Below are 12,571 nucleotides of genomic sequence, written 5' to 3'. Positions count from 1 at the left end.
TCGGCGGTGTCCGGGAGGACAGCGTCGGTGAGGACCTCCACGACGTAGGGCTTGTCCTCGTCGACCTGCCGCACCGCACAGGTCAGCGCCTGTTCGAGGTCGTTCGCGGATTCGACCAGGCAGCCGTCGACACCGAAGCCCGCTGCCGGCTCCACGAACGACAGCTGGGGCTCACCGTCGAGTTCGAGGTACTCGGCCGGGCCGCTCGGCTCCCAGTCGTGGGACTTCCGCAGCACGTCCAGCCCGCGCACAGCACAAGCAGCGGGGAGTGCGACCGGGAGGCGTTGAACAGGTTCCCGATCGCGTGACCGACGCCCGGGGTGACGTGCAACCCGACGACACCGGGCACGACGTCGCCGCTGCCGGTCCGCCGGTGCCGCGCGTACCCCATGGCGGCGCCGAGGGCGATGTTCTCGTGCAGGCAGAGCACGTACTCGATCCGGTTCTCCGGAACGTCGGTACCGTCGATCAGCGGGATCTCGTTGGTGCCGGGAACCCCGTAGAGCCGGTCGACACCGGCGGTTCTGAGGTAGTCGAAGACGATGTCCCGGTCCAGACGCGGGTTGTTCTCCTGCTCTATCGGGAGCCACTGCGCGGACTGCTCGTGATCGGTCTCGGTCACCTTGTTCTCATCCTCGGTCATCGAGTCGTGAGCCGGCGGTGCTGTGAGGCGTTGAGATCGCGGCCAGGATCCCGTTGCAGGATCAGGGGAATCTTTCGGTGTCGGTGCTGCGGATCCGCCGGGCGGTCCGCGGTGTTGCATCGCCGTTGCGGCACGCTTCGCGCCGGTGTCGAGCGTCCGTCCCCAGCCCGCGCACACGCCGCCGATCCACCTGCCGACGGCAACCCGTAGGTAACAGGATTTCCCAGGCCCCATGGGGCGGATCGCGATAACCCGGGGGATTTCCCTCGCAGGTCAAGGCCAACGCGCGGCTGCGTGTCGGTGGGTTCGGGCAAGATCGCTGACCGACGTCGTACATCTCGAAGGAGGAACATGGTCACTGCCAAAGGAAACGGATGGGCGGGGCTGAGCTACTGGGCTTGGTCGGACTACGACCAGATCCGGGCGCGGCTCGACGCGGGCGCCGATCCGAACGCCCCGGTGTGGGGGAGTCGGCCCCTGCACGCAGCGGCCGAGCGGGGTTCGCCGGAGGTGGTCGCGGAGCTGGCGCGCCGCGTCGAGGATCCCGACGCGGAGTACGAGGGCCGCACGGCGCTCTGGCTCGCGGTCTACGCCAACCGCCCGGACAACGCGCGAGCCCTGGTCGCCGCCGGAGCCGATCCGCGGCGGCCGATGATGGCGGGCTGGTCACCTGCCCGCCTCAGCCTGGCCGGGCCGAATCCCGACCTGTTCGGCCTCGAACCCGGCGAGCTCGAGCTGTCCCCGGACGAAGCCGCCGCGTCGGCCGAAGGGCGGCGGTTGATCGCGGCCCTCAGCACCCTGGACTTCACCGAGGGCCTCGGCCTGGCCGCCGTCGCGGGGATCAGCGCCGCCGAAGCAGCGCAGCGGCTGGAGGCCGAGCTGGTTGAGGGCTTCGAGCCCGACCCGTACGCCTTCGACCAGGACATGAGGCTCGTCGCGGCCACCGATGTGCCCGGTGGTTGCGTCATCAGCCAGCCGTGGGGCTACGCGCCGCAGATGCCGGGTGTGACGGCCCGGCTGTCCGCAGGCACCGTGTGCTACGGCCTCTACGCCAACCCCAAGAGCGGCAACCAGGGAAGCATCATCCGTGACGGCGTGATCGAAGGCTGGGACCTGCACCCCGGCGGTGATCCCTATGCCGATGATTCCGCCGAGGAGGTCCTGGCGGCCTACCTCTACCAGCGCCACGCCGTCGCCTACTGCTGCGCCTACGCGGGTCTGCGGTTGACCGACAGCCGGTCGATCAACGGCAAGCCCGACCGCTGGCTGCGGCTGCCCGAACGCGACCACTGGAAGCAGCCCTAGTGCTGCGAGGGCGGTCGCTGGGGGTGTGGTGGACCGGTTGCTGCGCTGCTCGATGTGGAACGTCGGCCCCGCACGAGGCGGAGGCTCGTAACCTCCGGTCGTGATGATCGAGGAAACGATGCGGACGTGGGTGGCGGGATGGGCGCTGTCGCGCAGCACCCCGCCGCCGGTCGAAAAGCCCTGGGGCCTCTACGTAGAGGTGCCGGACAACCGTTCGGAGGTCGGGCGGCACGTGCTGCCGCGCATGGAGGAAGCGCTCGTCCGCGCGGCGGAGACACCGCGGACCTGGCTGAAAATGCCCGGCGAGCCGGAGACCGTCGAGCCGTGGCTGACCGGCGGCTGGGTCGTCGCCTGGGACGAGACCGGGCACCTGATGGGGACGGATTTGCAGGCCACGAACCCAGTCGTGCCGGACGGGTACACCGCGACGGTGGAGACCAGCGGCGCCGTCACCTACGTGCGGGTGCATGACGCGGCGGGCGCACCGGCGGCGAAGGGGCAGATGGCGACGGTCGGCGACGCGGTGGTCGTGGACCGGGTGGTGACCGAGGACGCGCACCGGCGGCGCGGGCTGGGCGGTTTCGTCATGCGCACGCTCGCGAATCACGCGCTGGAAGCGGGTTCGGTGCGCGGCGTGCTCGGCGCGACGGACGCCGGGCGGGGCGCTCTACGAGACGCTGGGGTGGCGGAAGCACGCCACGACCGCGGAGTGCATCTACCAGCCGACCAGCTGATCAGTCAGCCTCGTCGGCCGTCAAGACGACCACAGGCTGCTCGCCGCCGTGCCGGTGTTGCCACGGCGGGCAGGTGAGTGGGCATCTGCAGCGGCTGGGGCGGGCCCGGTGCTGTCGCCGGCGGCATCACCGGATGTCGTCGGCGACGCGCAGGATGAGCTCGGTGAGCAGGCTTCGGATCGCTCGACATCGGTCCCCTTTCACGGGAGACCCGCGTCGACTAGCCCCCGGAGAGCTCGCCGAGGACGTTCAGCGTGCGGTTGGCTCGCACCGACATCCGCTGTTCGCGGGCGGTCACGTCGATGTAGGTCTGGCTGGAGTTGATCGACGAGTGCCCGAGCAGCTTGGCGATCTCCGCGGCGTTCGCCCCGTCCTCGGCGAGCCGGGTGGCGAAGGTGTGCCGCAGGGCGTGCACCATCGCGCCCGGCTGCACCCGGTCGGACACGCCGGCGGCCCGCAACGACTGCCGCACCAGGTACTGCAGCCCACCGCGCTGGAGCCGCTCACCGCGGTGATCGACGAACAGCGGTTCTCCGCCGGGCATCCGCTCGCCGAACCGCTCGCGCCTGGACCGCAGGTAGTTCTGGATCAGCACGTCCAAGGCGTCCTCGATTGGGATCGAGCGGTTCTTGCCGCCCTTGCCGTGCACGTGCAGCCGCCGGTCGCCGTCGCGCCCGGCCAGCGACCCGACGGTGAGATCCAGCAGCTCGGCCGAGCGCACACCGGTGCACAGCAGCGTGGCCAGCACCGCGAGGTCGCGCTCCGGCCACGGGTTGCGCGCCCGCCTGGCTCCGGAGGCGACCATCCGCAGCAGCCGCTCGGGCGTGTCCTCGCCCTGCAGCGGCTTCGGGGTCGAGGGCGCGTTGCGCGGCTTCGGGATCACCTGCATCGGGTTGCCGGGCACTGCGCCCTCGACGACCAGGAACCCGAAGAAGCCGTTCCAGGTCGACCAGGCCCGGGTCACCGACGACGCCGACCGGGCCGCCGCGAACCGCGCGAACGCCGATCGCAGCACCGAGGCGTCGACCCGCTCCACCGGCAACCGGTCGGCGGTGGAGCCGGTGAGCTCCACCAGCTCACCGGCCACCGACTCCAGGTCGCGGCGGTAGGCCCGCAGCGAGTTCGCCGCGAGCTTGCGCGCCTGCAAGTGCTCCAGGTAGATCTCGATCAAGCGCGCCAGGTCCACGCCGCACCTCCCCGATGATCAACTACCGGGTGGATGAAACCAGACACCCCCGACAATCAGCTGTTGCGGATGAACCGGTCCAGCACCCGCACGCCGAACTGCAGCGCATCCACCGGGACGCGCTCGTCCACGCCGTGGAACAGCGCGCTGAAGTCGAGGTCGGCGGGCAGCTTGAGCGGGGCGAAGCCGTAGCAGCTCATGCCGAGTCGGCTGAACGACTTGGCGTCGGTGCCGCCGGACATCATGTACGGCAGTGCCTTGGCCCCGGGGTCCTCGGCGATCAGCGAGGCGCTCATGGCGTCCACGATCCGCCCCTCGAACTTGGCTTCCACCGGCGGCAGCCCGACCCACTCGCGCTCGACGTCGGGCCCCAGCAGCTCGGCCAGCTCCCGCTCGAACGCCTCCTCCCGACCGGGCAGGATCCGGCAGTCCACCGCGGCCTCGGCCACCGAGGGGATGACGTTGTGCTTGTACCCGGCGGTGAGCATCGTCGGGTTGGCGGTGTCGCGCAGCGTGGCCCCGACCATCCGCGACAGGTTGCCGAGCTTGGCGACCGCGCCCTCGACGTCGTCCTCCGGGAAGTCCCAGCCGGTGATCTCGGTGACGCCGGCGAGGAACTCCTGCACCGAGTCGGTCAGCACCAGCGGGAACCGGTGGTTGCCCAGCTTGGCGACGGCCTCGGAGAGCTTGGTGACGGCGTTGTCGTCGTGCACCATCGACCCGTGCCCGGCCCGCGCCCGGACCCGCAGCTTCAGCCAGCGGATGCCCTTCTCGGCGCTCTGCACCAGGTATGCCCGCACACCGTCCTTCAGCGTGACGGAGAACCCGCCGACCTCGCTGATGGCCTCGGTGCACCCCTCGAACAGCTCCGGCCGGTGGTCGACCAGCCACTGCGCCCCGTGGAAGCTCCCGGCCTCCTCGTCGGCCAGGAACGCGAAGACGACGTCCCGGGGCGGCACGATCCCGTCCCGCTTGAACCGCCGCGCGATCGCCAGGCTCATGGCGACCATGTCCTTCATGTCGACCGCACCGCGGCCCCACACGTACCCGTCCTGAACGGCCCCGGAGAAGGGGTGCACGGACCACTCGGCGGGATCGGCGGGCACGACGTCCAGGTGCCCGTGCACCAGCAACCCGCCCCGGCTGGAGTCGGCCCCGGGCAACCGCGCGATGACGTTGCCCCGCCCGGGGTGGTCCCCGGACTCGACGTAGGTGACCTCGTACCCGACCTCGCTGAGCTTGCCGGCCACGAACTCGGCGGCGGCCCGCTCGCCCACGAGCGTCTCAGGATCACCGGTGTTGGTGGTGTCGATGCGGATCAAGTCGCTGGCCAGGCCGACAACCTCCTCCTCGGCCAGCCGCAACCCCGCCTCATGATCAGTACCGGACATACCGCTGTGCTCGCTCACCAGGCATTTCTATCACCCGAGCCCGAAAGAGGGGGGTGCCGTCGACCCCCGGATGACCATGGGCTAATCTATCTACACAACACAGCGGGAACCCCCGGAGAACGAGGGTGACCCGAGATGTCCGAGTGGCGGAATGGCAGACGCGCTAGCTTGAGGTGCTAGTGCCCGATTAAGGGCGTGGGGGTTCAAGTCCCCCCTCGGACACTCTTTTACCCCACGGGGTTTCAGCAGTTCTGCAACTGGCGATTCTCGTAGTTGGCGGTGGGTCCGTCTTCTTGATGGTCGACTATGTAGTCCATCTCGAGCGCTGATGATGTTGGGTCGCGTAAAGCCACCTGTTCTTGAGCAGCACGGTATGGTGTCGGCCTGAGTTCCCAGCCTGCGTGGCTGCACACGATCTCCAGCCCCGCTCGATGGAGCTGTTCATCAACCTCGTCCGTCACATCGTGATCGGGAGGTTTCCAGCCTTGCTGGTTGAGCAGTCCCGGTAAGGCGTCGAGTAGGTGGTCCTCGCGGACGTAGACAGTCCGGGATGCTTGACTTGGTCGCGGTATGCCGGCTCGATAGCCGTGGCGGCAGCGATGACCGGGACGGCCGTGGACCCAGTGCGCGTCCATCCGACGGCCACATTCCCCGCACACCACCAACCCGGCCAACGCATACTCCCGTGCCTGGCCGTCCTTGGCAGGTCGTGCGGCCCGGCTCCCTTGAACGGCGACGAACGTGACCTCGTCGACCAACGGCGTATGAGACGGGCGCTCGGATACCTCCCAGTTCTGCACTGGATTCCGGAGCACTTGCCCGGAGCCGCGGCCGCCGGTGCGCCCTCCACCGTGGCCCTTGGTGGTGTGCCGGTTCCAGACCTGGCGGCCGGTGTAGCGCGGGTTCTGCAGGATCAGTGCGATGGTGCGTGCGATCCACCGCCCTGCTGGCTGGTGCGGATTGCGGGTCTGGTCGGCCTCGGTTGGGCAGGGCACACCGCGGTCGTTGAGTTCCCGTGCCAGCGACGCGATTGACCGGCCACGTGCTCGCTCGGTGAACATCCACCGGACCCACGGTGCGGTTTCGGGATCCGGTTCCAGCACGTGAACACGTCGCCCCACTGTGCGTGGGTTGTGTTGGGGTGCGGTCCAGCGTCGGCCAGGCGGTATCCGTACGGTGGGCGGCCACCGAGGAAACGACCCTCCGATCGAGTTTGGGCTCCCATCGCGGCCTTCACCCGATGCCGAGCCCGCACCACCTCACGCTGTGCCTGCGCACCCAGCAGCACCATCAGCGCCTGATGCACCGGACTGCCCAGCTCCACCGGCCCACCAGCCTCGGGCAACCACACCTGCACCCCGAGCGCGTTGAGCCGTGTCACGACCGCCTCGAACTGGTCGCCGTAGAAGGCGCGTTCGTATTCACCGACCACCACCGCATCGAACCCACGATCCGGGCGCTCCACCGCGGCCAGCAGGGCTGAGGCTTGCGGTCGGTCCTGCCAGGACCACGTTCGGCTCGTCCAGTGGGGTTTGTGGATTAAGATCTGCACTGTTTCAGCAGGTCGGTGGCGTTATGGCTGGTTGGGTGCTTTGGTGTGGGCAGCTTTGCGTGAGGAGAGGTTCCCGCGCGGAGGGCGGTGGGGCTTCCTCGCTGGTCAAGGTGTCAGAGTGGGGTTTCTGGTTCGCGGTTCTGTTGGGTTTGGGTCCAGCGGTGTTGGAGGGCAGTGAGGTGTTGAGATGCGTACTTTGAAGGTCGGTGAGCGCGAGATCGAAGTGGTGGATTTCGAGGACGTGACCGTGCCGGAGCGAGTGATCGAATTTCGCTTCATTGATGATCACAATTCATCTTCTTTTGCTGCGGTTGTTGTTCCTGAAGGGGGCGACTGGTCGTCTGCGGTGCTCAGTGTCGACCCGAAATTCGGTGAATTCCCAGCAGCGCTGATGGCCGCGTTGATGGAGGTTGCCCGGGAGATCATCGAAGCAAATTAAGAAATGGCAAGAACACGACCAAGTCCCGCGGAATCCCCACGAGAATCGACTTTTGGTGGGGATTCTGGGGCTTGGTTCCGAAGGGGTGGACGTGGTGGCAGTCGATTTGAATCTTCAAGGCCAATCGGTCGTCCAAGTTTGCTTCGATGCGAGTCTCATGCTTCGAACCAGCGGCGATTATGAACTACGCATAGAGACCGAGGTTCTCCTCCAGCTCTCGGTCGGGGATCAAGTATCTTTCGATCCCGAGTCCCCAGGTGTTGCAGCTGCCCATCTCGTCGAATTGGCGCGCGACGTCATTGGCTCGGCTGAGGTGCGAAGCGCTGGGGATCTCGTGATCGGATTCGAGAGGAGCGGTATGACGCTGAATGTTGCTCCGAATGATGATTATGAATCCTGGGGTCTTGTTGGCCCAGGGGGAAAGCGCGTTACCTGCATGCCTGGAGGTGAAATTGCGGTGTGGAGTGATAGTGGAATTTGGAAATAATCGAATAGTATGACCCCCCATGCCGCGCCTTCACCTGTTCAGCGCGGTCCGCCCGCTTCGGAGCCCGTTCGACGTGATGATCTCGGCCTCCACATCGGTATGGCTGTCGTGGAACCTCCCGACTAGTTCGGTCGCGGAGAGGCGGGTGTCGTTCACGTCCATCCGCAGCGGGCGGTCGCGGATCCGGATCGACTCCCCGTGTGCGCGGGACCGAGGCCTGGACACCTCGGAAGTAGGTCTCGGCGCGGAATCATCCCCAGCGTGTGCGGGGCCGAGCTCGCGCATCCCTTCGTCCTCGTCTGGACGGAGGAACCATCCTGCGTGTGTGGGGTTGAGGTACGACAGCGGCCCGGCGCGCCTCCTTGTGCTGTGCGGGCGGCAAAGCGGTTGGGGGCGAGTGTCGTGGACTCCTTTACTTCGCCGGGTAGACTGTGCAGCGACCTCGAAGAATGAGCTTGAGCATGCCGCTGTCCCTCGCTTTAGCTGGGGGTCAAGGGGTCGCAGGTTCAAATCCTGTCATCCCGACGGTTGTGACCAGCGGGTTTGCCGAAAGGTGAACCCGCTGGTTTCGTTTTTGGGGTCATTGTGGTCGCAATGTGGTCGCATATTGCGCGATCTAATAGCAAAGGTGCGGTCCGCTATGGTGGAGATGAATGATCACAATTGGGGTAATGCCCGCAATCGGGCTTCGGAGATGAGTTTCCTTATTAAGGCGTTGGGGAATATAGAATGACGGTCATCGGTTTCCTGTCGAACGTAGCGGTGACGGGCACCGTCGCGGGTGTGGGTGTTGGGTCGTCGACCGAGGATATCTATGAGGCGCTAGGTAATGAGTGTGTCGTAGATCGTAATGGAAAGTCTCTTCGTCTCGACTACGGTATTGTTGAGTTTGCTCTCTATGCTGGATGCTGTGAAGGGGTGACTGTTCAGGCGCATAGGCTCGTGCATGGGGTTGTTATTCCTGACGCTCTGAAGGCTGCGTTCAGCGTGCAATCGGATGCAATTTCTTTTAGTGCTTTGCGGGCTGAAATAGAAGCGGGCGGTGATTATTCGCTGGAGGAGCGTGGCAGGCAATTCGGGTACCGGAGCTACCGTGTTGTGAACACGCATGTAATTCTTATTGTTGTAGATATGTCCGCAGGTGAGGGGGACCTGCTCGCTCCTGGCGATCTGTGGTCCATCGCGGTTTCTGGTCGAAGTTGAGAGTTCATCCGTCCTTGTAGTGGGTCGGACAGCTAGCTAATGGAGAGCTGCGGGGGCTGAAATGGTTGGCGAAGTGAGCAAGGAGTTGGTCATCAGTCCTCGCAGTGAGCGAGTGCGAGAGGAGTTGGCGGACGCGGGTGCCTGGAGTTCGTATGCGGCGGTACTGCGCCAGGTGCTCGGTGCGGTGATTGCGAAGAGTGGTATTGACTTCCTGGAGGTCGGTGAGCTGCTGGTGAATGAACCCCTTCCCGACAGGCATCTCGGCCTTCGCAACGGCGTGGGGGTCCAGTTCCCGCAGGCGATTGATCTTGTCGAGGACATGGCGGCCGGGCGTGGGCCGTATTGTCAGCTCTTCATTCCGGGGCGACTTCAGATCGAGTCGGGATGGGGCGGGGCTGTACACCTCTACACGACGCGAGCGGTAGCCGCTGATCTGGCAGGACTCCCTTGTCAGGATGCGATTCTCCAGTGGCGCGACGGAGCTCCTGAGCCCGTAGCGATCTCGAAGCCCGTTGGTGCTGTAGCTGACGAGAGTTTCTGGGAGATGGTGGCGAAGGCCTCCGAGCGCTTCACCTTGTTGTGCGAGCGCTGGGCGTACGGTGCCTACGGGCGCCGTTGGTTCCGCGTGACTCGGGAGAACGTTGCCGAGCTGGCCCGGCTCATGCGACCACGTTCACTGGTTTGCGTGGCTAGCGATCCGGTGTTGCAACCCAGGCCTGAGTTATTGGAGGAGGACTTCACGGCCTTCGTGGCGCCGGTGCTGCCCGGCGAGTTGTTCTATCGGTCTTACCCCGGTGGCGCCGATACGCTCTCTGAGGTCACGGGTGGTGGTTTCTCATTCATGCTGGCGGACAGGGTGATGGGTGATTGGTGTGCGGTAGTGCCGGACTCGGATGGGGTGAACAGGGCGCAGTGGGAGAGCCTGGGGGAGTCGGACTGAAACAGTGTTCTACGTAGGTTTTATGGATGGGGAGTGTTCGGATGGCGATCCCGACCTGCCGATTGGCAGAATAGTGGCTGGTAATTTGGATGAAAGGTTCGAATCGCTGGTTCAGTACTGGTCGAGATCCGAATATGAGTCGAGCTGGCGGCGACAGCTGCAGCTCTTGCTTGAGGGCGGCAGCCGTGCTTTGCTGCTCACCGTAGCCATTCCGCCAGAGCGGGCAAATTTTCTCCGAGGATTTGAACTGTACAGATTCGGTGAGCAGGTCCGGGTGCACGATAAGATGGTGTTGATTGGACGCTTTCCTAGAAAGCGGTCAATTTTGGTTCATCCTGATCGGTATGTATCTTCGTATCGTTCATCGACAAGGGGCGGCCAGAGGATCTCAGAATGGTACACAACGGTTAGTGAAATCCGTTCATTTCTGGCCTCGTAGGGCTTGCTTGGCTCGGCGCTGGTTAGTTGCCTTTCGGGCATTGAGCGTGGTTTACCACCGTGCTGCCAGGTTCGGTGGGGTCCGCGAGCGAGTGGTCAGGTAACGGCATCGCCCGGCTGTGGCGGGGCTCCTGGACGTTGCTCGTGCCGTTACCGGACTATGACTTCGCGGAGGCGGCAAAGTCGATGACAGTCAGAGGGGTCAGTCCGGAGAAGATTGGCTTGGCGGCGCAGCAGCAGTTGAGAAGTCTGCAATCGGCCGTGGGATGGAGTAGCCCGTGAAGATGTTCCATGCTCGGCGAATGAATCCCGTGGGGTGCGGGGAGCACCGTGGGGAGCAAATGGGGAGCGGAGCTGTGCGCTGAACGGCTGTGAACTGACCGCAACTGTCTTGAATGGATCCACGTAGGCCTGCGAATAGGCCATTAGCGGGAGAGGGGGGCACATGCCGCCTAGGGCTGCAGACAACTCAGGCCACCACAAAGAGCTAGCGACCTTGCTTGAAGGCCATCAGCGTCATCACCGGTGTTGCCGACCAGATGCCGAGACCATCGCCACCGCAGCCACGTCCCACCGGCCAGCCCGCGGCTGTGGACGCTCGCGCCCAGCAGGCACCCGCCAGCGAACCGAGCAAAGAGCAACCACAGGCCGAGCGAGGACGACGACCGACTCAACCTGGACCTGGTCCTTCTGGGGCCAGTGGCCGTGCCCGTGATCCCTGCGAGGTGCTTGTCAGCACGCACGTGACGGTGAGTGTCCTGCGACTGGTCGGCCCTGAGCTTTTTCGATGGTCCAGTCCGGGTCGCGGTAGACGATCACGAGGCTATTCGTGCGGAGGTAGTTGGCCAAGGACGTGTTGTCGCCGGTAGCTTCGTTCAGCTGGACTCGGAGTCCGTCGAGTAGGTGGTCTTCTCTGACGTAGGTGCTCTTCGGGATCGGCGTGTGGGTGCGTGCGCTGGTGTGGCCGTGGCGGCATCGGTAGCCGGGGCGGTTGTGTACCCAGTGTGAGTCGAACCGTCGGTCGCACACTCCGCACATGATCAGTCCCGCCAGCAGGTAGGTGCGGGTGTCTCCGTCCTGGCTCTTTCGGGCGGCGCGCATCCCCTGCACAGCCTGGAACGTCGCCTCGTCGACCAGTGCGGGATGTGCGGGTGCTTTCGATACCGCCCAGTCCCGTTCGTTGACTTGGCCTCCGGTGCCGCCGGCGCGGCGGGCGGTGCGGTGGCTGCGGGAGGTGGTGTGCCGGTTCCAGACCTGCCCGCCCGGTGTAGCGTGGGTTTTCCAGGATTTCTCCGACTGTGCGCGTGATCCATTCCTGCCCCGTGCGGTGCGGGTTGCGTCCGGGGTCGGCACCGGACGGGCACGGTATTCCGCGCTGCGCGCTGGTTGAGTTCGTCGCGTGCGATGCCGGCGATGCTGCGTCCGGTGGCGCGCTGCTGGAAGATCCACCCCACCCACCCGGCTGTGGCCGGGGTCGGGTTCCAGTCGGTGGAGCCGGCGGCCCCAGCGGGCGTGCACAGGGTTGGGGTGTGGTCCGGCATCGACCAGCCGGTAGCCGTAGGGTGGTCGGCCGCCGAGGAACCGGCCCTGGGTGCGGACCTGTGTGCGCATCGCCGCCAGCACCCGGTGGCGTGCTCGCAGCACTTCTTGTCGGGACTGCGAGCCCAGCAGCAGCATCAACGCCTGATGCGCCGGGTTCTCGAGATCCACCGGTCCGCCAGCTTCCGGTAACCACACTTGCACGCCCACGTCGGCCAGGGCGGCCAGTACTGTCTGGAATTGGTCGCCGTAGAAGGCGCGTTCGTATTCGCCGATGACCACGGCGTCGAAGCCACGATCCGGTCGTTGTGCGGCGGCCAGCAGGGCCGCGGCGCGGGGGCGTTTGGTCCAGGACCACCGGCGTGAGCAGCCTTGGTCGAAGTACTCGGCCACGATCGTCCCGTGCTCGGCGATGGTTTCTTCGGCGACGTCGAGCTGCCAGCCCCGTGAGGTCACGCGGTCCTGGTACTCGGTAGTCGACATCCGGCCGTAGAAAGTGAACCGCACCAGCGACCCGCGGTCAGTGTTCACCCGAGTCCGTCGTCTGGGGCGGCGTCGCTCGGCCGGCGCGGCGTTGTTTCGTCTTGCTGTCCCGGTTGCCATCGTGCACCTCGCATTCCAGCCCGCTGATCGAGTGGTTCTGGAACGCCGGGGTGCCACCCTGATGACGCCGGGCTCGCCCAGGACCACCCGAACAGCCGCATCCCGAGGCAG

13 protein-coding genes and 1 tRNA gene are annotated in these 12,571 nt (G+C 65.7%); 9 read left to right on the top strand and 5 right to left on the bottom strand.

Annotated elements, in window-relative coordinates; translation table 11 throughout:
- Positions 1-82 precede the first annotated feature (82 nt).
- Positions 83-622 carry a thiamine pyrophosphate-binding protein gene (locus C4T78_RS04050; RefSeq protein WP_218161457.1) on the bottom strand — a complete coding sequence of 180 codons (540 nt, stop codon included), beginning with the start codon at positions 620-622 and terminating at the stop codon, positions 83-85.
- 372 nt (positions 623-994) lie between these two features.
- On the opposite strand from C4T78_RS04050, the gene C4T78_RS04045 reads away from it, so the two are divergent.
- Together C4T78_RS04045 and C4T78_RS04040 are read left to right on the top strand one after the other, a co-directional pair.
- On the top strand, positions 995-1,948 hold the full coding sequence (locus C4T78_RS04045; RefSeq protein WP_093347085.1) for an ankyrin repeat domain-containing protein: 954 nt from the start codon (positions 995-997) through the stop codon (positions 1,946-1,948).
- Positions 1,949-2,048: 100 nt separating this feature from the next.
- A complete protein-coding gene (locus C4T78_RS04040; protein ID WP_235863038.1) occupies positions 2,049-2,759 on the top strand; it encodes a GNAT family N-acetyltransferase in 711 nt (236 codons plus the stop codon).
- A gap of 143 nt (positions 2,760-2,902) precedes the next feature.
- On the opposite strand, the gene C4T78_RS04035 is transcribed toward C4T78_RS04040, so the two are convergent.
- Positions 2,903-3,868 carry a tyrosine-type recombinase/integrase gene (locus C4T78_RS04035; protein WP_093347088.1) on the bottom strand — a complete coding sequence of 322 codons (966 nt, stop codon included), beginning with the start codon at positions 3,866-3,868 and terminating at the stop codon, positions 2,903-2,905.
- A gap of 56 nt (positions 3,869-3,924) precedes the next feature.
- Entirely contained in the window at positions 3,925-5,259 is a 1,335-nt protein-coding gene (locus C4T78_RS04030) for a M20/M25/M40 family metallo-hydrolase (protein ID WP_093347091.1), read from the bottom strand.
- A 137-nt stretch (positions 5,260-5,396) separates the two neighbouring features.
- Between C4T78_RS04030 and C4T78_RS04025 the strand changes: the two genes are divergently transcribed.
- A tRNA-Leu gene (locus C4T78_RS04025) sits at positions 5,397-5,481 on the top strand.
- Positions 5,482-5,501: 20 nt separating this feature from the next.
- On the opposite strand, the gene C4T78_RS04020 is transcribed toward C4T78_RS04025, so the two are convergent.
- Positions 5,502-6,362, bottom strand: coding sequence for a recombinase family protein (locus C4T78_RS04020; RefSeq protein WP_235863039.1), 861 nt, complete (start codon positions 6,360-6,362; stop codon positions 5,502-5,504).
- 137 nt (positions 6,363-6,499) lie between these two features.
- Between C4T78_RS04020 and C4T78_RS36890 the strand changes: the two genes are divergently transcribed.
- The 6 genes from C4T78_RS36890 (at position 6,500) to C4T78_RS37380 (ending at position 10,319) form a co-directional block, all read left to right on the top strand.
- The gene (locus tag C4T78_RS36890; RefSeq protein ID WP_235863040.1) at positions 6,500-6,742 is read left to right on the top strand and encodes a hypothetical protein; all 243 of its coding nucleotides are present in this window, start codon (positions 6,500-6,502) and stop codon (positions 6,740-6,742) included.
- A gap of 256 nt (positions 6,743-6,998) precedes the next feature.
- Positions 6,999-7,250 (top strand): hypothetical protein, encoded by a 252-nt coding sequence (locus C4T78_RS04015; RefSeq protein ID WP_093347094.1) that lies wholly within the window; start codon positions 6,999-7,001, stop codon positions 7,248-7,250.
- Between the two features lie 55 nt (positions 7,251-7,305).
- Positions 7,306-7,737 (top strand): DUF6188 family protein, encoded by a 432-nt coding sequence (locus tag C4T78_RS35945; protein ID WP_143185732.1) that lies wholly within the window; start codon positions 7,306-7,308, stop codon positions 7,735-7,737.
- Between the two features lie 729 nt (positions 7,738-8,466).
- Positions 8,467-8,940 (top strand): hypothetical protein, encoded by a 474-nt coding sequence (locus C4T78_RS35940; RefSeq protein WP_143185733.1) that lies wholly within the window; start codon positions 8,467-8,469, stop codon positions 8,938-8,940.
- Between the two features lie 73 nt (positions 8,941-9,013).
- Positions 9,014-9,880, top strand: a complete 867-nt coding sequence (locus C4T78_RS04005; protein WP_143185734.1) for a hypothetical protein — start codon at positions 9,014-9,016, stop codon at positions 9,878-9,880.
- 22 nt (positions 9,881-9,902) lie between these two features.
- Positions 9,903-10,319: a hypothetical protein gene (locus C4T78_RS37380; RefSeq protein ID WP_351113733.1), complete on the top strand. Its 417-nt coding sequence runs from the start codon at positions 9,903-9,905 to the stop codon at positions 10,317-10,319.
- A 731-nt stretch (positions 10,320-11,050) separates the two neighbouring features.
- Here C4T78_RS37380 and C4T78_RS04000 read toward each other — a convergent pair.
- Entirely contained in the window at positions 11,051-12,388 is a 1,338-nt protein-coding gene (locus C4T78_RS04000; RefSeq protein ID WP_177247402.1) for a recombinase zinc beta ribbon domain-containing protein, read from the bottom strand.
- Positions 12,389-12,571: the final 183 nt, after the last annotated feature.

It is taken from the genome of Saccharopolyspora kobensis, assembly GCF_900108315.1.
Lineage (GTDB): Bacteria > Actinomycetota > Actinomycetes > Mycobacteriales > Pseudonocardiaceae > Saccharopolyspora > Saccharopolyspora kobensis.
This window is presented reverse-complemented; position numbering and strand designations above follow the sequence as displayed.